Origin of the sequence: Microbacterium sp. Cr-K20 (genome assembly GCF_000708325.1) — a bacterium.
GTDB lineage: Bacteria > Actinomycetota > Actinomycetes > Actinomycetales > Microbacteriaceae > Microbacterium.
In genome coordinates this window covers 68,397-93,932 of record NZ_JARE01000070.1, presented here as the reverse complement: position 1 = coordinate 93,932, position 25,536 = coordinate 68,397, and the positions used below count along the sequence as shown (strand labels likewise).

Annotated in this window: 23 protein-coding genes; 16 read left to right on the top strand and 7 right to left on the bottom strand. The window is 69.0% G+C overall.

Translation table 11 applies throughout. The annotated features are described in order from the left end of the window. Window positions 1–6 precede the first annotated feature (6 nt). Complete coding sequence (gene rsgA / locus GZ67_RS0117325; RefSeq protein WP_029261947.1) at window positions 7–1,077, bottom strand: ribosome small subunit-dependent GTPase A; 1,071 nt, start codon at window positions 1,075–1,077, stop codon at window positions 7–9. Between the two features lie 2 nt (window positions 1,078–1,079). Continuing rightward, complete coding sequence (gene aroA, locus GZ67_RS0117320; protein ID WP_029261946.1) at window positions 1,080–2,396, bottom strand: 3-phosphoshikimate 1-carboxyvinyltransferase; 1,317 nt, start codon at window positions 2,394–2,396, stop codon at window positions 1,080–1,082. Between the two features lie 70 nt (window positions 2,397–2,466). On the opposite strand from aroA, the gene GZ67_RS0117315 reads away from it, so the two are divergent. The 3 genes from GZ67_RS0117315 to GZ67_RS0117305 are packed head-to-tail and all read left to right on the top strand — an operon-like array spanning window position 2,467 to window position 4,709. Beyond that, window positions 2,467–3,129: a sigma-70 family RNA polymerase sigma factor gene (locus tag GZ67_RS0117315; RefSeq protein ID WP_029261945.1), complete on the top strand. Its 663-nt coding sequence runs from the start codon at window positions 2,467–2,469 to the stop codon at window positions 3,127–3,129. Further along, window positions 3,126–3,371: a zf-HC2 domain-containing protein gene (locus GZ67_RS0117310; RefSeq protein WP_029261944.1), complete on the top strand. Its 246-nt coding sequence runs from the start codon at window positions 3,126–3,128 to the stop codon at window positions 3,369–3,371. The genes GZ67_RS0117315 and GZ67_RS0117310 overlap by 4 nt, the downstream gene beginning before the upstream one ends. Before the next feature lie 33 nt (window positions 3,372–3,404). Next, a complete protein-coding gene (locus GZ67_RS0117305; protein ID WP_029261943.1) occupies window positions 3,405–4,709 on the top strand; it encodes a GNAT family N-acetyltransferase in 1,305 nt (434 codons plus the stop codon). A gap of 57 nt (window positions 4,710–4,766) precedes the next feature. On the opposite strand, the gene GZ67_RS0117300 is transcribed toward GZ67_RS0117305, so the two are convergent. After that, window positions 4,767–8,441 (bottom strand): multifunctional oxoglutarate decarboxylase/oxoglutarate dehydrogenase thiamine pyrophosphate-binding subunit/dihydrolipoyllysine-residue succinyltransferase subunit, encoded by a 3,675-nt coding sequence (locus GZ67_RS0117300; RefSeq protein WP_029261942.1) that lies wholly within the window; start codon window positions 8,439–8,441, stop codon window positions 4,767–4,769. A 161-nt stretch (window positions 8,442–8,602) separates the two neighbouring features. Between GZ67_RS0117300 and GZ67_RS0117295 the strand changes: the two genes are divergently transcribed. The 3 genes from GZ67_RS0117295 to GZ67_RS0117285 all read left to right on the top strand — a co-directional run bounded on the left by GZ67_RS0117295 (window position 8,603) and on the right by GZ67_RS0117285 (window position 12,544). Next, a complete protein-coding gene (locus GZ67_RS0117295) occupies window positions 8,603–10,057 on the top strand; it encodes a GuaB1 family IMP dehydrogenase-related protein (protein WP_029261941.1) in 1,455 nt (484 codons plus the stop codon). A 112-nt stretch (window positions 10,058–10,169) separates the two neighbouring features. Beyond that, window positions 10,170–11,486, top strand: coding sequence for a hemolysin family protein (locus tag GZ67_RS0117290; RefSeq protein WP_029261940.1), 1,317 nt, complete (start codon window positions 10,170–10,172; stop codon window positions 11,484–11,486). After that, window positions 11,483–12,544, top strand: a complete 1,062-nt coding sequence (locus tag GZ67_RS0117285) for a hemolysin family protein (protein WP_029261939.1) — start codon at window positions 11,483–11,485, stop codon at window positions 12,542–12,544. The genes GZ67_RS0117290 and GZ67_RS0117285 overlap by 4 nt, the downstream gene beginning before the upstream one ends. A gap of 66 nt (window positions 12,545–12,610) precedes the next feature. Here the strand turns inward: GZ67_RS0117285 and GZ67_RS0117280 are convergent, their stop codons facing one another. Further along, a complete protein-coding gene (locus tag GZ67_RS0117280; RefSeq protein ID WP_029261938.1) occupies window positions 12,611–13,678 on the bottom strand; it encodes an NADH:flavin oxidoreductase/NADH oxidase in 1,068 nt (355 codons plus the stop codon). Window positions 13,679–13,734: 56 nt separating this feature from the next. Between GZ67_RS0117280 and GZ67_RS0117275 the strand changes: the two genes are divergently transcribed. From GZ67_RS0117275 to GZ67_RS0117250, 6 genes are read left to right on the top strand one after another with little or no spacing between them, the layout of a single operon-like run. Continuing rightward, a complete protein-coding gene (locus GZ67_RS0117275) occupies window positions 13,735–14,577 on the top strand; it encodes an NAD(P)H-hydrate dehydratase (RefSeq protein ID WP_029261937.1) in 843 nt (280 codons plus the stop codon). Beyond that, entirely contained in the window at window positions 14,574–15,809 is a 1,236-nt protein-coding gene (locus tag GZ67_RS0117270) for a DUF2029 domain-containing protein (protein WP_036303396.1), read from the top strand. Before GZ67_RS0117275 ends, GZ67_RS0117270 begins: the two co-directional genes overlap by 4 nt. Window positions 15,810–15,813: 4 nt before the next feature. After that, complete coding sequence (locus GZ67_RS0117265) at window positions 15,814–16,143, top strand: thiamine-binding protein (protein WP_029261935.1); 330 nt, start codon at window positions 15,814–15,816, stop codon at window positions 16,141–16,143. Next, a complete protein-coding gene (locus tag GZ67_RS0117260; protein ID WP_036303394.1) occupies window positions 16,136–16,612 on the top strand; it encodes a GNAT family N-acetyltransferase in 477 nt (158 codons plus the stop codon). The genes GZ67_RS0117265 and GZ67_RS0117260 overlap by 8 nt, the downstream gene beginning before the upstream one ends. A 9-nt stretch (window positions 16,613–16,621) precedes the next feature. Beyond that, entirely contained in the window at window positions 16,622–17,851 is a 1,230-nt protein-coding gene (locus GZ67_RS0117255) for an MFS transporter (protein WP_029261933.1), read from the top strand. Between the two features lie 9 nt (window positions 17,852–17,860). Next, a complete protein-coding gene (locus tag GZ67_RS0117250) occupies window positions 17,861–18,472 on the top strand; it encodes an NUDIX domain-containing protein (protein ID WP_029261932.1) in 612 nt (203 codons plus the stop codon). A gap of 10 nt (window positions 18,473–18,482) precedes the next feature. Here GZ67_RS0117250 and metX read toward each other — a convergent pair whose 3' ends face one another. The 3 genes from metX to GZ67_RS0117235 form a co-directional block, all read right to left on the bottom strand. Next, on the bottom strand, window positions 18,483–19,688 hold the full coding sequence (gene metX, locus GZ67_RS0117245; RefSeq protein ID WP_029261931.1) for a homoserine O-acetyltransferase MetX: 1,206 nt from the start codon (window positions 19,686–19,688) through the stop codon (window positions 18,483–18,485). 98 nt (window positions 19,689–19,786) lie between these two features. Continuing rightward, window positions 19,787–20,719 (bottom strand): endonuclease/exonuclease/phosphatase family protein, encoded by a 933-nt coding sequence (locus GZ67_RS0117240; protein WP_051662613.1) that lies wholly within the window; start codon window positions 20,717–20,719, stop codon window positions 19,787–19,789. Between the two features lie 134 nt (window positions 20,720–20,853). Continuing rightward, the gene (locus GZ67_RS0117235; protein ID WP_029261929.1) at window positions 20,854–22,176 is read right to left on the bottom strand and encodes a bifunctional o-acetylhomoserine/o-acetylserine sulfhydrylase; all 1,323 of its coding nucleotides are present in this window, start codon (window positions 22,174–22,176) and stop codon (window positions 20,854–20,856) included. Between the two features lie 196 nt (window positions 22,177–22,372). On the opposite strand from GZ67_RS0117235, the gene GZ67_RS0117230 reads away from it, so the two are divergent. The 4 genes from GZ67_RS0117230 to GZ67_RS0117220 all read left to right on the top strand — a co-directional run bounded on the left by GZ67_RS0117230 (window position 22,373) and on the right by GZ67_RS0117220 (window position 25,511). Next, complete coding sequence (locus tag GZ67_RS0117230; protein ID WP_029261928.1) at window positions 22,373–23,155, top strand: SDR family oxidoreductase; 783 nt, start codon at window positions 22,373–22,375, stop codon at window positions 23,153–23,155. 2 nt (window positions 23,156–23,157) lie between these two features. After that, window positions 23,158–23,877, top strand: a complete 720-nt coding sequence (locus tag GZ67_RS0117225) for a uracil-DNA glycosylase (protein WP_029261927.1) — start codon at window positions 23,158–23,160, stop codon at window positions 23,875–23,877. Between the two features lie 166 nt (window positions 23,878–24,043). Continuing rightward, window positions 24,044–24,748 (top strand): hypothetical protein, encoded by a 705-nt coding sequence (locus GZ67_RS20650; protein WP_136025845.1) that lies wholly within the window; start codon window positions 24,044–24,046, stop codon window positions 24,746–24,748. Next, on the top strand, window positions 24,738–25,511 hold the full coding sequence (locus tag GZ67_RS0117220) for a hypothetical protein (protein ID WP_136025843.1): 774 nt from the start codon (window positions 24,738–24,740) through the stop codon (window positions 25,509–25,511). The genes GZ67_RS20650 and GZ67_RS0117220 overlap by 11 nt, the downstream gene beginning before the upstream one ends. Window positions 25,512–25,536: the final 25 nt, after the last annotated feature.

Sequence of the window (25,536 nt, the reverse complement as noted above, 5' to 3'; positions counted from 1 at the left end):
TCCAGCCTAACGGCCGGGAGCTTGCTCCGCTTTGTCTGCGAACGTCTGGAGCAGACGCTGCAGGGAATCGAGCCGCGCACGGCCGGTGTCGCCGAGCTCACCCCGTTCCGCCGCTTCGATGAGCGCGCAGTCGGGGGCGTCGGTGAGGTGCGTGCACCCTCTGGGGCAATCCTGGGCGATCGCGGCGAGCTCCGTGAACGCGGCCAGGATGTTGGCGGGATCCACGTGGCCGAGACCGAACGAGCGGACGCCGGGGGTGTCGATCACCCAGCCGCTGCCCCCGGCCCCCTCATAGCGCAGCGAGACGGTCGAGGAGGAGGTGTGGCGGCCGCGTCCGGTGACCTGGTTCACATGTCCGGTGGCTCGCAGAGCCGTGGGCACGAGCGCGTTGACGAGGGTGGACTTGCCGACCCCCGAGTGGCCGACGAAGACGGTGGAGTGCCCGACGAGCGCTTCGCCGATCTCCTCCACGGGCATCTCCTCCTGCGCACTGGTGAACACGCGCAGATCGAGACCGTCGAAGTGGGTGAGGAATTCCGTCGGGTCGGCGATGTCGGTCTTCGTGACGACCAGGAGCGGTCGTATCCCCGCGTCCAGCGCAGCGACGAGGTAGCGGTCGACGAGACGGGCCCGCGGCTCGGGGTCAGCAGCGGCGACGACGACGAGCATCTGATCGGCGTTCGCGACGATGACGCGCTCGACCTGGTCCGTGTCATCGGCACTGCGACGCAGAAGCGAGGTGCGCTCCACGATGCCGACGATGCGGGCGAGCGTGCCCTCGTCGCCCGAGGTGTCGCCGACCACACGCGCCTGATCACCCGTGACGATCGGCATTCGTCGCAGTTCCCGTGCCCTGGTGGTGGTGATCATGCGCTCGTCGGCAGTGTTCTCACCGAGGAGCACCGAGTACCGGCCGCGGTCGACGCCGAGGACCCTGCCCACCTGCGCATCCTCGTGGGCGGGGCGGCGCTTGGTGCGCGGGCGGTTCGCCTTGGGGTTCGGGCGTGTCCTGATGCTGCTCTCGTCGAAGTCCTCGAAGTCGTCATCGAGGTCGTCGCCGTCGTCGAGCCAGCTCACCATCAACCTCGCAGCATCCGCTCCCAGAGCATCGTGAACTCCGGGAGGGTCTTGGCCGTGGTTCCGATGTCGTCGATCTCGACACCGGGAACGCGCAGGCCGATCAGTGCACCGGTCGTGGCCATCCGGTGATCGTGGTGGGCGGCCCAGCTGCCGCCGTGCAGCGGGCGGGGGATGATGCGGAGCCCGTCCGGGAGCTCCTCGGCCTCCCCGCCGAGCGCGCGGAGGTTGCCGATGAGCGCCGCGATCCGGTCCGTCTCGTGGAGCCGGATGTGGCCGATGCCACGGATCGTCGTCGGGGACTCCGCGAACGCGGCGAGGCCGACGAGTGTCGGAGTCAGCTCGCTCGCCGCGGAGAGATCGAGGTCGAGACCGCGTATGCCGGAGCCGGCGCGCACCGTGAGGGTGCCGCCGTGTCGACCCACGTGCGCTCCGGTGGCCTGCAGGATGTCCGGCAGCAGCGCCCCCGGCTGCGTGGAGTGCGCCGGCCAGCCGGTGACGGAGACGGAGCCACCGGACACGAGGGCTGCCGCGAGGAACGGTGCGGCGTTGGAGAGATCCGGCTCGATCGCGATCTCCTTCGCACGCGGCACGCCGGCTTCGACGAGCCACTCGCCGACCGCCGGACGCTCGATGCGGATGCCGCGGCGGCTCAGAGCCTCGATGGTCATGTCGATGTGCGGAAGGCTCGGGAGGTGCTCGCCGACGTGGACGAGATGGAGTCCGACATCGAATCGAGGAGCGGCGAGCAGGAGCCCGGAGACGAACTGACTCGACGCCGACGCGTCGATCTCGACTCGACCGCCGCGGATGCGCCCGTGACCGCGGATGGTGAACGGGAGCGCCCAGGTCCCCTCGTCGTCGATGTCGACGCCGAGGTCCCGCAGGGTGCTGATCAGCCCGCCCATAGGGCGATGCAGTGCGGTCTCATGCGCCGTGAGGTGCACGTCGTGCTCGGCGAGGCCCGCCAGCGGGGCGATGAAGCGCATCACGGTGCCCGCCTGGCCGCAGTCGATCGTCGTGCCACCACGGAGCTTCGCCGGGGTGACCACGAGGTCGGGGCCGAACTCGTGTCCGGCTTCCACCTCTTCGATGCCGACGCCGAGGGCGCGCAGAGCATCGACCATGCGTGCGGAGTCATCGGAATGGAGAGGAGCGATCAATCGGCCGGGGCCGTCGGCGATCGCAGCGATCATCAGCTCGCGATTCGTCAGCGATTTCGAGCCCGGAATCGTGAGCTCGGCGTGCACCGGCACGTCGGTGGTGGGCGCAGGATAGGTGCCCTGCACCCGGGCGGGGGAATACCTGTTGGCGCTCATCGGTTCTCACCTTAGTAAACGCGGGAAGCTTCGTCGCGAAAGACAGGCTCCTGAAAGCGAAGGAGAGAGAATGCCGGCGACCTTGGAGCGCGAGGTGATCGACCTCAGCGGCCTAGACTGGCCGGTGATGGATGACACCGCAACCGCAGACATCGTCGGCGACCCCCGACGCGAGTTCGAGGAGCAGGCGATCCCTTTCATGGATCAGCTCTACGCCGCCGCGATGCGCATGACGCGCAACCCCGCCGACGCTGCCGACCTCGTGCAGGAGACGTTCGTGAAGGCGTACGGCTCCTGGTCGACGTTCTCGCAGGGGACCAACCTCAAGGCGTGGCTTTACCGCATCCTCACGAACACGTACATCAACATCTACCGTAAGCGCCAGCGCGAGCCGTTCCAGGGCACGATCGACGAGCTCGAGGACTGGCAGCTGGGCGGTGCGGAATCCACGACGGCTTCGCACAGCCGTTCCGCCGAGGCCGAGGCCATCGACCGGATGCCGGCATCCGTGGTCAAGGACGCGTTGCAGGCCGTGCCGGAGGACTTCCGCCTCGCGGTGTACCTCGCGGACGTCGAGGGCTTCGCGTACCAGGAGATCGCCGACATCATGAAGACCCCCATCGGCACCGTCATGAGTCGCCTGCATCGTGGCAGGCGGATGCTGCGGGAGCTGCTGGCAGATTACGCCGCCGAGCGGGGCATCGCCGCGGCTGAGACGAGGAGCAAGAAATGAGCGACTGCGGCTGCGACAAAGCGCGTCAGGATCTGGAGGAGTACCTCCGCAACGAAGTGTGCAAGACCGAGCACACCGAGATCCGTGAGCACCTCGAGCACTGCCCGTCCTGCCGTGATGAGGCGCTCGTGGCGACGACCCTCACCGAGGTCATCGCCCGTGCGTGCAAGGAGACCGCTCCCGAGCAGCTGCGCGACCAGGTGTTCGCTCGCCTCCGCGAAGCCCAGGCTGCCCAGCACTGACCGCGCGTCCGAGCCCGTCGGTAGTGTGGATGGATGAGCTCCATCGATGCGCGGGACGTGCCCGCAGACACCACCTCGACTGAACGACTGGCGGCCGCCGGACTCGAGTACCGCGTCGTCGATCTGACCGATGACGCGAGCGCCGTGGCGTTCCAGCGTGCGGTCGACCGCGGGTTCCTCGGCGCAGAACCGAGCAGTGAGATGCTCGCCCAGGTCACGAAGACCTTCGCCGCACGACGCAACATCGGCGTGTTCGAGAAGTCGGCAGCGGAAGCGGCGCTGCCGGTCGCGACCACCAACGCGTGGGCGACTCCGCTCACGCTTCCGGGCGGCGGCGAGATCGACATGTGGGCGATCAGCGTCGTCACCGTCGCGGCGACCCATCGGCGCCGAGGCATCGCCAGAGCCCTTCTGGAGGGGGAGCTGCGGGCCGCAGCATCAGCCGGTGTCGCCGTCGCGGGTCTCACCGTGACGGAGGCGACGATCTACGGGCGCTACGGTTTCGGCTCCGCCGTTCCGGTCGCGCGCCTGACCGTGGACACACGACGGGCGGGGTGGGGCGGCGAGACCTCGCCGGGACGCCTCGAATACGTCGACCGTGAGACACTCGCCGCCGACCTCGGGGCTGTCCACGAGCGCGCGCGTCGACGAACGGCCGGACAGATCCCCGGCTGGCGCGGCCGCTGGGAGGGGTATGCGGGCGTCGCGCCGACCGCAGATCGGGATCAGGCCCGTGGCGTGCGCTATCTCGACGAGGACGGTGCGCTTCGAGGCGTCATGGCATACACCGTGAGTGAGGCGAACGGCACTTTGCGCTTCCGCCTGGACGTGCGGCTGCTCGTGGCGGAGACCACCGAAGCGCGCGCTGCCCTGTGGCGTTTCGCGCTGCAGCACGACCTCGTCGACGAGGTCGTCGCCGACCTCCGTCCCCTCGACGATCCGTTGCCCTGGCTCGTCGCCGACTCCCGCGGCGTGAAGCAGGAGGTGCATGACCACGGCTGGCTGCGCATCCTCGATCTCCCGGCCGCGCTGACCGCACGACGCTACTCCGCTCCGCTCGACACGGTGCTGCGCGTCGAGGACTCGCTCGGGTTCGTGAACGGCGACTGGCGCGTGCGCATCGACGAGTCCGGTGACGCGACGGTCGAGGTCGCCGAGGATGGAGATCCCGCCGACATCGTGCTCGACGTGTCGGCGCTGTCTTCGCTGTACGCCGGGGGAGTTCGCGCGGCGTCTCTGCACGCCGCCGGTCGGATCTCGGGCGACGCTGCGGCCGTCGAGGCGCTCGACCGGGCGCTGGTCGCCTTCCCCGTGCCGTCCCTCGACATCTGGTACTGAACCGGAACGAGAAAGGGCGCCCCGACCGTGGTCGGGGCGCCCTTTCTCGTCGATGGATCAGCCGAGCGTGACGGCCGAGCGGATCAGTGCGGCCTGCTCGGCCGCGTGCACCTTGGACGATCCCGTCGCCGGCGATGCCGATGCCGTGCGGGCGACGGGACGGAAGGAACGGTCGCCGGGAACGTCGGCGAAGGCGAGCGCGAGGAACGGCCAGGCGCCCTGGTTCTCCGGCTCCTCCTGCACCCACACCAGTTCGGCGTTCGGGTAGGAGTCGGTGATGGCCTTGAGGTCGTCGATCGGCGTCGGGTAGAGCTGCTCGAGCCGGACGAGGGCGACCTCGGGGTTCGGGTTCTTATCGAGTTCGGCGCGCAGATCCCAGTGCACCTTGCCCGAGTGCACCAGGACGCGCTTCACGGCCGAGCGGTCGAGACCGCGGTCGTCGTCGATCACCGGCTCGAACCGGCCCTGGGTGAACGCCTCGACCGGGCTCGTCGCGCCGCGCAGACGCAGCATCGCCTTCGGAGTGAACACGATGAGCGGCTTGCGAGGACGGGCATAGGCCTGGCGGCGCAGCAGGTGGAAGTACGACGCCGGGGTCGACGGACGGGAGACGATCATGTTCTCCTGTGCGCACAGCTGCAGGAATCGCTCGATGCGCGCCGACGAGTGGTCGGGTCCCTGGCCCTCGTAGCCGTGGGGGAGGAGCAGCGTCACGCTGGACTGCTGGCCCCACTTCTGCTCGGCGGCGGAGATGTACTCGTCGATGACGGACTGGGCGCCGTTGACGAAGTCGCCGAACTGCGCCTCCCAGAGCACGAGTGCTTCGGGGGCCTCGACCGAATAGCCGTATTCGAATCCGAGGGCGGCGTACTCGCTGAGGAGCGAGTCGTAGACGAAGAAGCGGCCCTGCGCGTCGGACAGGTTCGACAGCGGCAGCCACTCCTGGCCGTTCGCGCGGTCGTGAAGGGTCGCGTGACGCTGCACGAACGTGCCGCGGCGCGCATCCTGCCCGGCGAGACGCACCGGGGTGCCCTCGACCAGAAGAGAGCCGAATGCGAGCAGCTCGCCGAAGCCCCAGTCGATACCGCCGTTGCGGCTCATGTCGAGACGCTTCTCCAGCAGCTGCTGGATCTTCGGGTGCACCGTGAAGCCCTCGGGCTTGTTCACGAACGCGTCGCCGATGAGCTGGATGACCTCACCCGGCACGCCGGTGACCTCGGGCGCGCCGACCTGATCTTCCACCGGAGGCAGGTCGGGTGCGATCGGTGTCGCCCCGGTCTCCGCCGCGTGGGTCTCGGCGAAGGCGATCTCGAGACGGTTCTGGAAGTCCGCCTTTGCCTCGTCGTACTCCTGCTCCGTGATGTCGCCACGGCCGACGAGCGACTCGGTGTACAGCCGGCGGACCGACCGCTTCGCCTGGATCAGGTCGGTCATCAGCGGCTGCGTCATCGAGGGGTCGTCGCCCTCGTTGTGACCGCGTCGGCGGTAGCACACGAGGTCGATGACGACGTCGCGGTGGAAGCGCTCGCGGTACTCGAACGCGAGCTGCGCCACGTGGATGACGGCCTCAGGGTCGTCGCCGTTCACGTGGAACACCGGTGCCTGGATGGTCTTCGCCACGTCGGTGGAGTACACCGAGGTGCGTCCGTCGTTCGGGGTCGTCGTGAAGCCGACCTGGTTGTTCACCACGACGTGGATCGTGCCGCCGGTGCGGTAGCCGCGCAGCTGCGACATCTGCAGCGTCTCGACCACGACGCCCTGTCCGGCGAAGGCGGCGTCGCCGTGGACGAGGATCGGCAGCCAGGCGAACGTGCCGATCGGCTTGCGGTCCTGCTTGGCGCGGACGATGCCTTCCAGCACGCCGTCGACCGTCTCGAGGTGCGACGGGTTCGCTGCGAGGTAGACCGGCAGCTCGGACTTGTCGTCGGCGACGAAGGTGCCCTCGGTGCCGAGGTGGTACTTCACATCGCCGGAGCCGCGCTGGTTGCCGGGGGTCTGGGTGCCCTCGAACTCCCGGAACACCTGGCCGTACGTCTTGCCGGCGATGTTCGTGAGCACGTTGAGGCGGCCGCGGTGGGCCATACCGATCGCGGCACCCTCGAGACCTGCGGTCGCGGCGCCCTGGAGGATCTCGTCGAGCAGCGGGATCAGCGACTCGCCGCCCTCGAGCGAGAAGCGCTTCTGGCCGACGAACTTCGTCTGCAGGAAGGTCTCGAACGCCTCGGCCTCGTTCAGCTTGCGGAGAACCCGCAGCTGCTCGTCGTGGCCGGGCTTCTGGTACTTGACCTCGACCTTCTCCTGGAACCAGCGACGCTGCTCCGGGTCCTGGATGTGCATGTACTCGATGCCGAGCGTGCGGCAGTACGAGTCGCGGAGCACTCCGAGGATGTCGCGGAGCTTGGCGACGCGCCGACCGCCGAATCCGCCGGTGACGAATTCGCGGTCGAGGTCCCAGAAGGTGAGCCCGTGGCTCTCGATCTCGAGGTCGGGGTGTGACCGCTGCTGGTACTCGAGCGGATCGATGTCGGCCATCAGGTGGCCGCGGACGCGGAAGGAGTTGATGAGCTCCTGCACGCGGGACTGCTTGTCGACGCGCTCGGCGAGGTCGACCGCGATGTCGGGGTTCCACCGGATGGGGGCGTACGGGATGCGGAGCGCCGCGAAGATGTCGTCGTAGAAGCCGCGCTGGCCGATGAGCAGCTCATGCACCTTCTTGAGGAACTCGCCCGACCCGGCACCCTGGATGACGCGGTGGTCGTAGGTGCTGGTGAGCGTGATCGTCTTGCCGATCGCCAGTTCGTTGAGCGTCTTGTCGCTCGCGCCCTGGAACTCGGCGGGGTACTCGAGGGCGCCGGCGCCGATGATGCACCCCTGGCCCTTCATGAGTCGCGGCACGGAGTGCACGGTGCCGATGCCGCCCGGGTTGGTCAGCGAGACGGTGGTGCCCTGGAAGTCGGCGGCGGTGAGCTTGTTGCCGCGCGCGCGGGTGACCAGGTCTTCGTAGGCGCTGAGGTACTCCGTGAAGGACAGGGTGTCGGCGCGCTTGATGCTGGGCACCATGAGTGCGCGAGTTCCGTCGGGCTTGGGCAGGTCGATCGCGATGCCGAGGTTGACGTGCGCCGGGGCGACGACCGAGGGCTTGCCGTCGATCTCGGCGTAGAACACGTTCTGGCTGCGGAACTCGTCGAGCGTGCGGATGAGCGCCCAGCCGATGAGGTGGGTGAAGCTGATCTTGCCGCCGCGGGTGCGCGCCATGTGGTTGTTGATGACGATGCGGTTGTCGATCATCAGCTTCGCGGGCACGGTGCGCACGCTGGTCGCGGTGGGGACGGTCAGCGACTCGTCCATGTTCGCCGCGAGGGTCTTCGGCAGGCCGCGCAGCGGCGTGACCTTGTCCTCCTCGACCGTCTCGGCGGCTTCCTTCGACTCGGGTTTGGGCGCGGGCTTGGGCGCCTGGGCCGGGATCGGCGCGGCGGCCGCGGGCTTCGCGGTCGTGCGGGCGACCGGCTGCGAGCCGATCACCGGGATCGGGGCGGTCACCGGATGTGCCGACGTGTCCGCGGCGGCGGGTGCCGATGAGGACGTGTCCGAGTGGTACTTCTCGAGGATCGGCCACCACTCCTTGTCGACGGAGTCGCGGTTCACCTTGAACTGCTCGTAGAGCTCTTCGACGAGCCAGGAATTGGCTCCGAACCCCCCGTCGCCGTTGACGCCGGTCACCTGGTTCGACACTCTCGATCGCCCTCTTTCATCGCTGAAGCTCTCTGGTGCGGACGTCGACGCAGGATGCGTTCGGATCCGCACACTCTCGACCAACAAGCCTAACGTGTTTCGCTCGAGGAATCGTCGGAAGCGACGCGCCCACGCGGCTGCGATCTGGGTACCGTGGAGACATGGAGTTCTCTGGAGCGCAGCCGACCGTCGACCTGACCTACTCGGACGTCTTCCTGGTGCCGCGGCGATCCGGGGTCACCAGCCGTCTTCAGGTCGATCTGGCACCACTGGACGGCACCCCGGCCACCCTTCCGATCGTCGCCGCGAACATGAACTCCGTGACCGGACCGCGCATCGCGGCGGTGCTCGCCCGCCGAGGTGCGCTCGGCGTCCTTCCCCAGGACCTGCCGCTGCAGGACCTCGATTCCGCGATCCGCGACGTGAAGGCGCAGCCGGTCCTCTGGGACACCCCGATCGTGCTCCCGCCCGAGGCCTCCGTCTCCGACGCCCTCCGTCTGCTCCCGGCCGCCGCCGGCCACGGGATCGTGGTGGCGCAGGGTGCCGCGCCGATCGAGGTCGGCCGGATCCTCGGCGTGCTCCCGGCGACCAGACTCGCCACCGCTCTGCCGGATGCCCAGCTCGGAGATCTCGTGCACCGCGGGACGCCGTCCATCGACGCGGACGACATCGGTTCGGAGCGGCACGCCTTCGACGTCATCACGGACGCCGACGTCGAGTTGGTGACCGTGGTCCATCACGGACATCTCGTGGGCACCCTGAGCGCGCGCAGTGCGCTGCGCTCGACCCTGTACCGCCCGGCCGTCGATACCGACGGGCGTCTGGCCGTCGCCGCGGCCGTCGGAATCAACGGCGACGTCGCAGCGAAGGCCAAGGCGCTCGCCGGAGCCGGTGTCGACGTGCTGGTCGTCGACACCGCACACGGCCACCAGGAGAGCATGCTGCGAGCTCTGCGTGCGATCGCCGAGCTCGACCTCGGTCTGCCCATCGTCGCCGGCAACATCGTCACCGCCGACGGCGTCGCCGACCTGGTCGATGCGGGCGCGACGATCCTCAAGGTGGGCGTGGGCCCGGGGGCGATGTGCACGACGCGCATGATGACCGCGGTCGGCCGCCCCCAGTTCTCCGCGGTGCTCGAGACCGCCCAGGCCGCCAAGGAGCTCGGCGCCCATGTCTGGGCCGACGGCGGCGTGCGGTACCCCCGCGACGTCGCGCTCGCGCTCGCGGCCGGCGCGGCATCCGTCATGGTCGGCTCGTGGTTCGCCGGCACGATCGAGGCGCCGGGGGAGCTGCAGCGCGACGGCGACGGACGCCTGTTCAAGGAATCCTGGGGCATGGCGTCGACCAAGGCGGTGCAGGCGCGCTTCGGCCGACTCGACGCCTACGAGCGGGCCCGCAAAGAGCTCTTCGCCGAGGGCATCTCCTCGTCCAAGATCTATCTCGACCCCCTGCGTCCCGGCGTGGAGGACCTGCTGGACATGATCACCTCGGGCGTGCGTTCGTCGTTCACGTATGCGGGCGCGTCGTCCGTGCCGGAGTTCCACGATCGCGCGCTGGTCGGACTCCAGTCGGCGGCGGGGTACGAAGAGGGCAAGGCGCTGCCCGTCAGCTGGTGATCGCGAGCGCGAGCACAGTCGTCTTCTGTACAATCGTCCGCATAATGGACGACCCTCCCAGTTGCAGAACATCGCCCCACTGTCCGCCTCTCTCGCAGGAGAGGAACCGCTGATGGACTACATCATGTTGGGCGTGGGGCTCCTTCTCACGGTCGGCACCGGCCTCTTCGTCGCCAGCGAGTTCGCGCTGGTCAACCTCGACCGCGCCGAGCTCGAGGCGCGACAGGCCAGAGGTGAATCCCGGCTCTCGCTCACGATCGGCGCCCTCAGGCACACGTCCACGCATCTCTCCGCAGCGCAGCTCGGCATCACGCTCACGACGCTGCTCACCGGTTACACGATGGAGCCGGCGCTGTCGAACCTGCTTCGTCCGACGCTCCTCGCTTGGAGCATCCCGGAGGCGGCGGTCGCGCCCATCGCGACGATCGTGGCGATGCTCGTCGCCACCGTGCTCTCGATGATCCTCGGCGAACTCGTGCCGAAGAACTTCGCGCTCGCCCTGCCGCTGGCGACGGCGAAGCTCGTCATCCCCTTCCAGGTCGCCTTCACGACAGTCTTCAAACCGGCCGTGGTCGTGCTCAACGGCAGTGCCAACGGCGTGCTGCGGAGCATGGGCATCGAGCCCAAGGAGGAGCTCTCCGGCGCCCGCAGCGCGGAGGAGCTCTCCTCGCTCGTCCGACGCTCCGCCAATGCGGGGCTGCTCGAGGCCGACACCGCGACGCTGCTCGACCGCACCCTGATGTTCTCCCGGCTGACCGCCGCCGATGTGATGACCGCGCGGCCGAGCATGCACGCGATCGCCGCGGGCGACTCGGTGGACGACGTCATCCAACTCGCGCGACGGACCGGCCACAGCCGCTTCCCCGTGTACGACGACGATCTCGACGACATCACGGGCGTCGTGCACCTCAAGGCGGCCATCTCGGTGCCGCGTGATCGCCGGATCGACGTCCCCGTCGGTGCTCTGGCGACCGAGCCCCTGCGCGTACCCGAGACGGTGCACGTCGACGCCCTGATCTCCGAGCTCCGTGCTCGCGGTTACCAGCTCGCCGTCGTCGTCGACGAATACGGCGGGACTGCGGGTCTCGTCACCCTCGAAGACCTCGTCGAGGAGCTGGTCGGCGAGGTCGCCGACGAGCACGACCGCACCAGAGCAGGAGTCATCCGCAACCGGGAGGGTGTGACCTTCCCCGGCGAGCTGCGGCCCGATGAGCTGCGCCGTCGCGCGGGCGTCGAGGTGCCGGAGGGCGACGTGTACGACACAGTGGGCGGCTACGTCATGAGCGTGCTCGAGCGCGTGCCCTCGGTCGGCGACGAGGTGCCGCTCGACAGCGGCATCCTCCAGGTCGTCCGCATGGACGGCCGGCGCGTCGACCGCGTCCGCTACGTTCCGAGTCCGCTCGACGGGGGAGAGGAGGCCACCCGATGAACGATTGGGGAGGACTCGCCTGGCTCGTCGTGCTTCTGATCGCGAACGCGTTCTTCGTCGGTGGAGAGTTCGCGGTGATCTCAGCTCGGCGGTCGCAGATCGAACCGCGCGCAGACCAGGGCTCGCGTGCAGCGAAGACGGCGCTGTACGCGATGGAGCACGCGACTCTGATGCTCGCGACCTCGCAGCTCGGCATCACCATCTGCTCGCTCCTGATCCTGAACGTCTCGGAGCCCGCGATCCACCACCTGCTCGCCGTCCCGCTGCATGCGCTCGGCTGGCCGGACGGAGCCGTCGACGCGGTCTCCTTCGCGATCGCGCTGCTGATCGTCTCGTTCCTGCACGTCGTGTTCGGCGAGATGGTGCCGAAGAACCTCGCGTTCTCGGTGCCGGATCGTGCTGTGCTGATCCTGGCGCCGCCGCTCGTATGGGTGTCGAAGGTGTTCATGCCGGTGATCTGGGTGCTCAACGCGGCCGCCAACGGTGTGCTGCGCCTCTTCCGGGTGGAGCCGAAGAACGAAGCGGCCTCCACGTTCACGCTCGACGAGGTCGCGACCATCGTGAGCCAGTCGCGACGCGAGGGTCTGCTGATGGACACCGCGGGAACGGTCGCCGCCGCGGTCGAGTTCACCGACAAGAAGGCGCGGGATGTCGCCGTGCCGCTCGGCGATCTCGTGACGCTGCCGCAGTCGACCACGCCGGACGACATCGAGAAGGCCGTGTCCCGCTACGGGTTCTCCCGCTACGTGATCGTCGACGACGAAGCGGTACCGATCGGGTATGTCCACCTGAAGGACATCCTCCGCGCATCCGAAGGGCCGGATGCCGAGACGAAGATGATCCAGCCGGTCCCGGCCAAGCGCATCCACCACATGGTGCCGGTGCAGGAGGATACGGATCTGGAGGATGCCCTCGCCGTCATGCGCCGCGCGGGCCGCCACCTCGCGAAGGTGCGCGACGCGCAGGGGAACACCACCGCCGTGCTGTTCCTGGAGGACATCCTGGAGGAGCTGGTCGGCGAGGTGCAGGACGCGACGCGTCGCTTCCGCGGACGCTGATCCGGACAGATACGCGAAGGCCGCCGACCCGGGAGGATCGGCGGCCTTCGTCGCGTGCGCTCCCGCTCAGCGCCAGTGCGCGCGCTCGTACTGCGGGGGCCAGGCGATCTCCGCACCGAGCTCGTGCGCGGCGCGGAGGGCGAAGTGCGGGTCACGCAACCACTCCCGACCCGCGAAGATCACGTCCGCCGCGCCGTCGGCGAGCACCTGCTCCGCCTGGGCCGACGCGGTGATGAGCCCGACGGCGGACACCGGGATGCGGCCGCCCTGGCGCACCCTCTCGGCGAGCGGCACCTGGTAGCCGGGGAACACGTCGATCCGCTGATGCGCCACGAGGCCGCCGCTGGAGACGTCGATCAGGTCGGCCCCGTGCTGTGCCGCCCAGTCGCCGACGATCGTCGCCTCCTCCGGGGTGAAGCCGCCGTCCGCGTGATCGGTGGCCGAGATGCGCACGAGCAGCGGCACCTCGGCGCCGGCGGTGGCACGAACGGCGTCCACCACGCGGAGCAGCAGTCGGGCACGGTTCTCGAGCGATCCGCCGTACTCGTCGTCGCGCAGGTTCGACAGCGGCGACAGGAACTGGTGCAGAAGGTAGCCGTGCGCCCCGTGGATCTCGATGACGTCGAAGCCGGCGTCGAGTGCGCGGCGCGTGGCGGACGCGAAGGCCTCGACCACACGGTCGATGCCCGCCAGGTCGAGGGCGACCGGTTCCTCGAAGCCGTCGAACGCCACGGCCGAGGGCGCGGTGGTCGTCCAGCCGCCGTCCTCCTGCGTGACGGAGCCGCGCAGAGGAGCCCAGGGCCACCAGGTCGAGGCCTTCCGACCCGCGTGCGCGAGCTGGATGCCGGCGTGCGCTCCGCGGTCGTGGATGGCCTGGACGATCGGCGCGAGCGCGTCACGCTGGTCGTCGTTCCAGAGGCCGAGGTCACGAGGGGAGATCCGGCCCTCGGGGACGACCGAGGTGGCCTCGGCGACGATCAGCCCGGCGCCGCCCGAGGCGAACTGGGCGAGGTGGGCGTGGTGCCACTCCTGAGCGACGCCGTCGACGGCGCTGTACATGCACATGGGCGAGACCCAGAGGCGATTGCGGAAGGTGACGGATCGGATGCTCAGTGGGGAGAAGAGAAGACTCACCGTTCGACGCTACCCCCGCGGGCGTGCGTCTCGGGCCGTCGCACTAACGTGGAGTCATGATCGAGGTGCGGGAGTGGTCACGCAGCGATACGGCGCGCCTGTTCCGTGCGCCCACGGCGGAGGACGACAAATACGCCCGCGGGGTCGTGGCGCTGCGTACCGGATCTCCCGCATACCCCGGCGCCGCGGTGCTCGGAGTCGAGGCGGCGTGGCGATCCGGAGCGGGGTTCGTGCGGTACGTGGGCGCGGAACGGGTGGCTGACGCGGTGCTCGCGCGGCGACCCGAGACCGTCGTGGGCGCGGACATCGGCAGTTCGCGGGTCGGCGCGTGGGTGATCGGCTCCGGCACGGATCCTTCGCACCGGACGGACGCGGAGAGCGTCGCACTGCGCGAGATCCTCGCCGGTACGGTCCCCGTCGTGATCGATGCGGGTGCGCTGGACGTCGCGCCGGGAGCACGGGCACCGTTCCTCGTCACCCCGCACGCACGGGAGTTCGCCCGGTTGCGGGAGCGCCTCCGCGTGCAGCCCCACGACGACGAAGACGACGAGCGGGCGGATGCGGCGCGGCAGGTGGCCGCGAAGATCGGCGGCACCGTGCTGCTCAAGGGGGCGCGGACGCTGATCGCCGACCCCGACGGAGCCGTCATCGCCGTCGCAGCGGGAACGGGGTGGCTGGCGACGGCCGGAACCGGAGACGTGCTCGCCGGCGTGCTCGGAGCGGTGATGGCCGCGAACCCCGGAGCCGCGCTCGCCGAGGTCGCCGCCGCAGGTGCCTGGCTGCATGGTCATGCCGCGCGGATCGCGGCCGGCACGCTCGCCGGCGGCCCGGGTCACCCGATCGTCGCGATGGACGTGGCCGAGGCGCTCCCGCACGCGATCCAGGACGTCCTGGCGTGAGCCGCGACTCGACGACGAGGGTGCTCGTCCTGTGGGGCGCATTCCTCCTCGTCCACCTGCTCACCGCGCTGCTCGGGTGGGTGTATCCGAGCCAGCCCATGGGTGATGTCGTGCTCGTGTATGAGCCGTGGGCGTCGGCGGCTCTCGGGGGCGGACCGATCGTCGGCATCACCGAGACCTGGGTCTACCCCCAGCTCGCGCTGGTGCCCATGCTGCTCGCCGCCGGACTCGCCGCGCCTCTGGTTCCCGTGCTCGGCGTCTCGAGCGCCTACCTCGTCGGCTGGGCCGTGCTGGTCATCGTCCTCGATGCGGTCGCCTTCGGCGTGCTCATCGGGCGCTCGCCCTCGCACGCGCGGCGGGTCGCTGCCTGGTTCTGGTGTGGGGCCGTCTTGCTGCTCGGTCCGATCGCGCTGTACCGGATCGACGCGATCACCGTGCCCCTCGCCGTGATCGGGGGACTCTGGCTCGTCGCGCGACCGATGATCGCCGCCGCCCTGCTGACGGCCGGCGCCTGGATCAAGATCTGGCCCGGCGCGCTCGTCGTGGCCGCCGTCGTCGCGGTCCGCGCGCGGTGGCGTGTGCTGCTCGCGGCGATCATCGTCACGGGTGGTGTCGTGGCGCTGCTGCTCCTGTTCGGCGCGGACACCGAGATCCTCGGGTTCCTGACCGAGCAGACCGGGCGCGGGCTGCAGATCGAGGCGGTGGCGGCGACGCCGTTCCTCTGGCTCGCTGTCGCGGGGGCTGCACGCATCGAGTACAGCTTCGAGATCCTCACCTTCCAGGTGACGGCGCCGGGGGTGGATGCCGTAGCCGCGGCCCTCACCCCGCTGATGATGATCTGCGTGCTGGCGGTCGCGGCGATCGGCGCGGTGAAGGCGATGCGCGGTGCCGCCTTCCCCCGGTTGTTCCCGCCGCTCGCCCTCACACTCGTGACGCTGCTCATCGTCACCAACAAGGTCGGCTCGCCCCAGTTCCAGACCTGGCTCATCGCGCCGGTGATCCTGTGGATCGTGCTCGATCGCGCCAGAGCGCGCATGCCCGCGGTCATCGTGCTCGCGCTCTGTCTGCTCACCTGTCTCGTGTATCCGCTCGGCTACGACGCCCTGCTGCGCGCTGAAGCGCTTCCCGTCGCCGTGCTGACGGTGCGAAACGTCCTTCTCCTCGTCCTGCTCGTCCTCGGCCTCCGCGCTCTCCTGCGCGTGCCCGTCCGTCATCCGAAACTCCAGGAGTGAACCCATGCTGATCGCCTTCTCCGTCGCCCCGAGCGGCACACCCGCCGAAGGAACCGAGCGAACCGATGCCTCCGTGCACGACGCGGTGGCCGCGGCTGTGCGCGTGGTGCGCGAGTCGGGGCTGCCGCACCGCACGACGAGCATGTTCACCGAGGTCGAGGGTCCCGATTGGGACACGGTGATGGACGTCGTCAAGCGCGCCACCGAGGCGGTCATGCCGTTCGGCTCGCGGGTGTCGCTGGTGCTCAAGGCCGACATCCGCCCCGGGTACTCGGGCGAGCTCGAGGCGAAGATCGAGCGACTCGAGGCGGCGATCGAGGAGTCGGATGACTGATCGGCGCGCTCCTGCCGAGGTCCGGACACGTCCGGCTGTCGACGATGACGTCGACTGGATCGCGGAACTGCGGGCGATCGTGCTCCGGTCCGATCTGACGAGGCTCGGTCGCTATGACGATGTGCGTGTGCGGCAGCGGTTCCGGGACGCGTTCGCGCCGGAGGAGACCCGCGTCATCATCGTGGACGGAGAGGAGGTCGGCTCCGTCGCGCTCCGTGACGAAGGCGGGTCGCGCTGGCTGGAGCACTTCTACATCGTTCCTTCGCACCAGGGGGCCGGCGTCGGAGGTCGCATCCTGACGATGCTCCTGGACGATGACGTGCCCCATCGTCTCAACGTGCTCCAGGGCAGTCCTGCCCGGGCGCTGTATGAACGCCACGGCTTCGTCCTCGAGAGGCAGGACGAGGTCGACGTCTTCATGTTGCGTGAGCGGACGAGCACGGACGGCGTGGCGTCGGACGGCCGCTAGGCTGTACCGGTGAATCCCTCGACTGAATCGAGGGGTGCGGCGAAGTGGGCGCTCCTCTCTCTCGCCATCGGCAGCTTCGGCATCGGCATGACCGAGTTCGTGGTCATGGGTCTGCTGCCCAACATCGCCGCCGACCTGCTGCCCTCGCTCTGGGCCACCAGCCAGGAAGACGCGCTGAGCCAGGCCGGTTGGCTGATCTCGCTGTACGCGCTGGGCGTCGTGGTCGGTGCGCCGACCATCGCCGGCTTCGTCGCGCGCTTCCCGAGGCACCGGGTCATGATCGTGCTGGCCCTCGCCCTGACGGTCTTCAACGCGCTCACAGTCATCCTGCCCACGTTCGAACTGGTCGCCGCCTCCCGGTTCCTGGCAGGGCTCCCGCATGGCGCGTACTTCGGCATCGGCGCCCTGGTCGCGGCCGACGTCATGGGTCCGGGGAACCGCGCCAAGGGTGTGGCGTTCATCCTCACTGGCCTCACGGTCGCCAACGTGGTCGGCGTGCCGCTCGGCACGTTCCTCGGACAGCAGTGGGGGTGGCGCGCGGCGTTCGCCGTCGTCGCGCTCGTGTTCGCGTTGGCGACGGTCTTCATCGCGGTGTTCGTGCCGCAGCACCCCGGTGATCCCGGACGCACGATGCGTCAGGAGCTGCGAGTCTTCCGCATCCCGCAGGTGTGGTTCACGCTCGGCGTCGGTGCGATCGGTTTCGGTGGTTTCTTCGCCGTCTACAGCTACATCGCGCCTCTCGTGACCGAGGTCGCCGGGTCGCCGGACTGGGCGGTGCCGATCGTCCTGGTGCTGATGGGGCTCGGCATGACCGCGGGAAACCTCGTCGGCGGCCACCTCGCAGACATCGACCTGCGCCGCACGCTGCTGTTCGGGCTCGCGGCCCTCGTCGTCGTCCTCGGCCTGCTCGCGGTCCTGGCCTTCTGGATCGTGACGCTCGGGCTGCTGGTCTTCGTGGTCGGCTTCGTGTCGTCGGTGCTGAGCCCGACGATCCAGACGCGACTGATGGATGTGGCCGAAGACAACCAGTCGATCGCGGCGGCGATGAACCACTCGGCCCTCAACATCGGGAACAGCCTGGGCGCTTTCCTCGGTGGGCTCGTGATCGCGGCAGGTTGGGGCTTCACGGCTCCCGCATGGACCGGCGCCGCGCTCGCCGTGGCGGGATTGCTGATCGCCCTGCTGTCCTACCGCGTGGAAGCGCGTCGTCCCGCGGCCAGGGAACGCGTCGCGTCGTAGAGTGACGGGGTGATCGCGCCCGATTCCTCGCTCCCCGTCGCCGGCACGGTCGTGCTGCTGCGCGCAGCCGACCCCGGCTTCGAAGTGCTGCTGATGCGGCGTCCCGATCGTGGATCATTCGCGGGTGCGTGGGTCTTTCCCGGTGGCAAGGTCGAGCCGGCCGACCTCCGAGACGGTGACGAGGAGGTCGAGGACGCACGTCGTGCCGCGATCCGGGAGACCTTCGAAGAGGTCGGGGTCGTCGTCGAGGAGCTGGTGGCGTTCTCCGAATGGCATCCGCCGGTCGAGGCACCCACGCGCATCCGTACCTGGTTCTTCCTCGCTGCGGCGCCGTCCACCGATCCTTCACCGTCCGAAGACGAGGTGGCCGAGATCGCCTGGGTCCGTGCCGCCGAGGCTCTCGCGCGGCACGGTGCCGGGGAGTGGATGCTGTATCCGCCGACCTGGATCACGCTGCATCAGCTGTCGGCGTTCACCGACGCAGCATCCGCGCTGTCTTCCGGCGGCGCCGTGCAGCTGTTCCAGACCCGTGTTCTCGGTTCGGGTGCCGCGCAGGCGTTCGCGTGGGAGCAGGGGCGTCTCGAGGCGGGCGAACTGCCGTGGCGGTTCGTTCCGGGCTGAGCGACGCGGATCAGCTCTCGAGCAGCCGCCGCAGGTTCGCGCCGACGACCTCGGTCTCGATGAGGAAGCCGTCGTGCCCGAAGTCGCTGGAGACCACCACGGCCTCCCCGTCGATCACGTTCCGGATGCTGCGGGCGATGCGCTGCTGTCCGTCGACGGGGAACAGCCGGTCGCTGTCGATACCGAGGACGAGCGTCGTGGCTGTGACCGCGTGCAGCGCCTCTTCGACACCGCCGCGCCCGCGGCCGACATCGTGCGAGTTCATGGCCTCGACGAGCGTGATGTAGCTGTTCGCGTCGAAGCGACGGGTGAACTTGTTACCGTGGAAATCGAGGTACGACTCCACGGCGAAGCGCCCGCCGTGACCGAGAGGTGAGACATCCGACTGCCACGACCGCTGGAAGCGCTGGTTCAACTCGATCGGGCTGCGGTAGTTCAGCAGAGCCATCCGCCGTGCCAGCGCGAGTCCGCGGTGCGGGCCGTCACCGTCTCCGAGGTCGTAGTACTCGCCGCCCTGGAACCGCGGGTCCATCCGGATGGTCTCGAGCTGCACGGTGTTCAGCGCGATCTGGTCGGCCGTCGTCACCGGGGGAGAGGAGAGCACAGCCAGCCGTTGTACGCGCTCCGGGTGCGTCACCGCCCACTCCAGGGCATGCATGCCGCCCATGGATCCGCCGATGACCGCGGCCCAGCTGTCGATGCCCAGCGCATCGGCGAGCCGCACCTGCGCCGCCACCTGGTCGCGGATCGTCAGGTAGGGGAAGCGCGACGCCCACTCATAGCCGTCGGGGGCGACGCTCGCCGGCCCGGTGGACCCCTGGCAGCCGCCCAGCATGTTCGGTGCGATCACGAACCAGCGGTCGGTGTCGAGCGGCGCACCGGGGCCGGTGATGTCTTCCCACCACCCCACGGTCGGATGGCCGGAGCCTGCAGGACCCCGCACATGGCTGTCGCCCGTGAGCGCATGTAGCACGAGGATCGCGTTGTCGCGAGCGGCATTCAGTTCGCCCCACGACTCGTAGGCGATGCGGATACCCGGCAGCTCCCGGCCGCTCTCGGTCGAGAAGGCGCCGAACGCGGCGAAACGCCTACCGCCGACCGGGTCGCCGTCGCGCCACGCGCCCGTCGCCGGTGGGCGGGCACGGAGCAGCCGCACGTCGGCCTCCGTCACGGGCGCCGACGGCACCGTGTCCTCGGAGGTCGTCTGCCAGTCCATCCCTCCATTGTCGCCTGGTCGAGCACCCGGCGGCGGCAGGTTACGACCCGGTGTCGTGTCGCCGTGCGCGCGACGGCCCGGACGACGGGGCGGTCGACTCAGCGGACGCGGGTCATCGTGGCGAGGTGGTCGCTGTTCCCGGCGCGTTGAGTGCTCGAGGCGACGACATCGAGTCCGCGGACGAACACCTGGTCGATCCGGACGAGCGGGAAGGCGGCGGGCCACGTGAACCCGAGGGTTCCGTCGGTCGGCCGTGCCCACTCGGCTTCCGCTCGCAGCGCGGCCAGGCTCGGGTCCGTCGACGGTGCGTTGAAGTCCCCGACCACGACGAGCGCGGAGGCCGCGTCAGAGGCGACCTGTTCGGCGATGCCGTTCAGCATCGTGTCGCGGTCCTGCTGCTGCCCGGGGCGCACGGAGGCGGCGTGCAGCACGTAGACGGCGACCGGGCCCGCGGGGCTCTGCACCTCGACGCGGAGCGCGCGCTTCCAGCTGAGCCCGAGAGTGAGCGGTTCGGCACTCGCCAGGGGGTATCGACTCCACAGCGCCACCGTGCCGACCGTGTAGGAGTGCGGGTAGGCGTCGGCGAGCACCTCGCTCGCGGCGGAGAGGCTGTCGCCGTCGAGTTCGGTGAGGGCGATCACATCCGCCTCGCTCTGCGCGAGTTCTGCGGCGGAGGCGGCAGCGCTGCCGGAGTGCGCGCGCACGTTCTGGCTGGCGATCGTGAGCTCGCTCTCCGCACTGGCTGATGCCGGGAGGCCGGGGAACGCCGGGGCCATCGCGAGGACCCAGAGGAGCACGGGCACCAGGAGGAGGACGATCACGCGCCGGGCGAGGAAGAACGCGATGACGACGAGTGCGAGCAGGACGAGACCGAGCCAGGGGAGGACGGCGGCGACGGCGGTGCCGATCACGCCGGGAATCCAGCCGCACACGAGCAGGATCAGCACGGCGATGCCGGCGATCGCGAGACGGCGGGCATGGCGCGTCGTGGGGCGTCGGGCGAGCGGTGGTCGGTGTTCGACGTCGATCATGCTCTCCTCACAGCGGGGATCCCATTCTCGACGGCGCCGCCTGTGGGTCGGCCGGGTGATGCCCGCGCCCGCGAACGCGAGGATGCCCCGGACCGCGTGGTCCGAGGCATCCTCGTGGTGGTGCGTGTGGAACGTCAGGCGCGAGCAGCCTCCGACACGGCGCGTGCCGCAGCGAGAGCCTGGTCGAGGTCGGCCTTCAGGTCGTCGATGTTCTCGATGCCCACGGAGAGGCGGACGAGGCCCGGGGTGACACCCGCAGTGAGCTGCTGCTCGGGGGTGAGCTGCGCGTGCGTGGTCGACGCGGGGTGGATGACGAGCGAGCGCACGTCGCCGATGTTGGCGAGGTGGCTGAACAGCGACAGGCTGTTCACGAACTCGCGGCCGGCCTCGACACCGCCCTTGAGCTCGAACGACAGCACCGCGCCGACGCCCTTGGGGGCGTACTCGTTCGCCTTGGCGTACCACGGCGAGGAGGGAAGACCCGAGTAGTTGACGGTCGCGACGTCGTCACGGCTGTCGAGCCACTCGGCGATCTCCTGCGCGTTCTGCACGTGACGCTCGATGCGCAGCGACAGGGTCTCGATGCCCTGGATGAGGTTCCACGCGCTCTGCGGCGCGATGGCCGAGCCGAGGTCGCGCAGCAGCTGCACGCGGGCCTTGATGATGTAGGCGAGCGGGTCGCCGACCGCGGCGGTGTAGCTGGCGCCGTGGTACGAGGGGTCCGGAACCGTGAGGCCCGGGAACTTGTCGACGTTCTTCGACCACTCGAACGTTCCGCCGTCGACGATGGCGCCGCCGATGGTGGTGCCGTGTCCGCCGAGGAACTTGGTGACCGAGTGCACGACGATGTCGGCGCCGAACTCGAACGGACGGATCAGGTACGGGGTGGCGATCGTGTTGTCGACGATCAGCGGGACGCCGGACTCGTGTGCGATGTCGGCGACGGCGCGGATGTCGAGGATGTTGATCTGCGGGTTGCCGATGGTCTCCGCGAAGAACAGCTTCGTGTTCGGGCGGACCGCGCGGCGCCACTCCTCGGCGTCATCCTGGTTCTCGACGAAGGTGACCTCGATGCCGAGCTTGGCGAGGGTGTACTTGAAGAGGTTGTAGGTGCCGCCGTAGATCGAGCTCGAGGCGACGAAGTGGTCGCCTGCCTGAGCGATGTTGAGGATCGCGAAGGTGGAGGCGGCCTGGCCGCTAGCGAGCACGAGGGCGCCGGTGCCGCCTTCGAGCGCGGCGAGACGCTGCTCGAGCACGTCCTGCGTCGGGTTCTGGATGCGGGTGTAGATGTTGCCGAACTCCGCCAGGGCGAAGAGGTTGGCCGCATGGTCCGCGCTGTCGAACACGTACGACGTGGTCTGGTAGATCGGCGTGGCGCGGGCCTTCGTGACCGGGTCGGGGGCGGCGCCGGAGTGGATCTGCTTGGTCTCGAAGCGCCAGGACTCGGGTGCGGACATGATTTCCCCCAGGAGTGGTCGGAAGGTCGGATGGCGGATGCCGTTGCAGCGAGAGTACGGAACATCGGCCCGTGTCAACAACAACCGGGAAATGTGACGTAACACGGCGGAGGCCCGGAATCACGGGGGAGAGAGGGTTCCGCGACTGCCCCGTGCGGGACTCCGCAATCTCGGCGGAACATCGTACGGTGGAGGCATGGTGAACAGACGTGCAGTGGTGACAGGTGCGAGTTCGGGAATCGGCGCGGCGACGGTGCGCGCACTCCGGGCACGAGGATGGGATGTCGTCGGTGTCGCCCGACGCGAGGACCGTCTGTCCGCGCTCGCCGCGGAGACCGGGGCTTCGGCCATCGCGTGTGACCTGACCGACCCGGCAGCCGTCGACGCGCTGGTCTCGGAGCTCGAAGCATCCGGCCCGGTACACGCGCTCGTGCAGGTGGCCGGAGGCGCCCGCGGGACCGACCGCATCGAGGATGCCTCGGTCGAGGACTGGCAGTGGATGTTCGACGCCAACGTGCTGGCGACGCAGCGACTGGTCGCCGGCCTGCTTCCGCTGCTGCGGCGGGCCGCTGCGGCAGACGGCCACGCCGACACGATCTTCGTCACCTCGACCGCTGCGCAGTCGGCGTATGCGGGCGGCGCCGGGTACAACGCCGCGAAGGCCGCCGAGGGCATGCTGGTGAAGGTCCTGCGTCAGGAGCTCAACGGCGAGCCGATCCGCGTCGTCGAGGTCGCACCCGGCATGGTCCACACCGAGGAGTTCACGCTGAACCGTCTCGGTGGTGATGCCGTCGCCGCCGAGGCTGTGTACTCCGGCGTCGAAGCGCCTCTTCTCGCCGGAGACGTCGCCGACGTGATCGCCTATGCGCTGGAGTCGCCGGGGCACGTCAACCTCGACCTGATCACGATGCGCCCGGTCGCGCAGTCGGCGCAGCACCTGCTCGCGCGCGGACCCCTGCGCGTGCGCTCCATCGACTGACGATGGCGCGGTCTCTCGCCGAGCTCGCTGCGGACGGGCAGATCGACGCGGGGTGGGCGGACGCGCTCGCTCCTGTTCAGGACACCATCACCGAGCTCGGCGAGCGACTCCGCGCCGAGCAGGAGGCGGGGCACGGGTACCTGCCGTCCGGTGAGAACGTCCTTCGGGCCTTCCAGCGTCCGTTGGCGGATGTGCGGGTACTGATCACCGGACAGGACCCCTATCCGACGCCCGGCCACCCGATCGGTCTGTCTTTCGCGGTCGATCGTGACGTGCGACCGCTGCCGCGCAGTCTCACCAACATCTACAAGGAGCGCGAGAGCGATCTCGGCATCCCGCCGGCACCCCACGGCGACCTGACCGCGTGGAGCGATCAAGGCGTGCTCCTCCTCAACCGCGTGCTCACCGTGCGCCCCGGTGCCGCCGCTTCCCACCGCGGCTGGGGGTGGGAGAAGGTCACCGAGCTCGCGATCCGGACGCTCGTCGCCCGCGATCAGCCGCTCGTCGCCGTGCTGTGGGGCAAGGACGCCGCGAACCTGCAGCGGCTGCTGGGTTCGACGCCGGTCATCGCCTCTGCGCATCCGTCTCCGCTGTCCGCCAGCCGCGGCTTCTTCGGCTCCCGCCCGTTCTCCCGCGTGAATGCGCTCCTCGCGGAGCAGGGTGCGGAGGCGATCGACTGGCGGGTGGGCGGCGAGCCTGCGGAGCACGACCGTTTGATCTAGGCGCTCCCTTCCTGGGGGAGTGTCGGTCGCGCTGAGCGCGTCAGGGACGAACGGTGTGTCAGCGTCGTGGCAGTATCCGAGTCTTCTCGGGCACACCCTGGTGACCGGTGACGGGGCTGGCCACGGGGCACTGCAGCTATACGAACCGTTCGGTCAGCCGTTGGATATGACCACGTTCGCGATCGGCACTATCGCCGCCAATGCCGCCGGGCAGAACGATGGCGCGAGCGGATGGCATCAGGGCGCGCGGAAGCCGGTTGAAGCGGAATCAACTGTCCTGATGATCGAGATGGGGGCGAGGCTCTATGTGCCGGCCCTCGGTCGATTCCTTCAGGTCGACCCCGTCGAGGGCGGCGTCGACAACGACTACGTCTGGCCGACAGATCCCATCGGGAGCAGCGATCTGTCAGGCGAGTTCGACTGGCTGCTTGCACTGGACATAGTCTCAACCGCAATAATGTTCGTGCCCGGCGTCGGTACCGTCGCCGGTGCCGCGATCAAGGTAGCCGTCGTTGCAGCGCGAGTGGTGTACTACGGGGCAAAATTCACTAGAGGCATGAATGTGGCCAATCGGTTGCGTACGGTCTCGCAAGCGACAAATGTGGTGCGCAAGAGTACTCAGTGGAGAAACGGTAATTTCGTGAACAAAACCACACACTCGCGGCCAACTATGAAGGCAAGCTACCGAGCGACGCAGATCGCGTCGCGAGCATTGTTGAGGAACCCTTCGGTCAAGCGCATCACCTCGCGAGGAAATAGTGGAGTGAATACCTTTAATCGAACTGGCTGGAATTACCACTCGTATACCCACAGGAGATACTCGGTGATTGGGTATCGGGGGCGCGCAGGCGGGATGCATATTGAGCACTGAACTGGACGAAGTATGGCAGAGCATTGGATATATTGAAGAGGGAGAGTTGGCAGGGAGTGTTGTCGCCTTGGATCCGATTGATGTCGGCCCCGATGACTTCGTAGAAATCGCGTGCTGGACGCCGCACCATTACACGCTCAGCATTCTTCGAAACATTGTCCCGCGAGATCACGCGACTCGCATCCACAAGGATCTTGTCGGCCGGGTCGAGACCGACATCTCGGATTCACTCGCCGCGCGATTCTTCAACCAGGACTACGTTCGCATTGTTCGTGGCCCCGACGAGGGCGTTCTGTTGGACCTGCCGCTGCGACCGGCCACGCTCTCAGCGATCGATGAAGGTGCGGTGCGTCTCGCTGCGCGCGCGCCGCTGCTCCAAGCGCTCGCGAGCCCCGCGTCGCTGAGCGCCGATCTCCTCCGGCTCCTTTCGAACGTTGTCTCAGAGGATATCGATGGGCGGGAGGCCAAGCTTCTAATGAAGACCTGTTCGCAGACTGTCGATCAGGGTGGCGATGCTCTGTCCCCGGAGGCGGCGGTTCGAGCATGGTTCGCGACGCTCTGGTGGAGTTACCGGGATGCGCGGGGGGACGTGCGGCCGACGCGTCTTCGAGACGCGAAACGGATGGCCCGCGCCATTCTCGAGCCTGGTAAGTTCTGGGTGTCCGGCGACTGGGGGGTAGCACTCACGGAGATCGTGGGGAGGACAGTCTCGCGGCTCGCGCGCCACGACCCTGAGTCGCCGTGGCAGTTCGCAGATCACTAGCGCGATCGCGCCCGCGGTGCTCAGA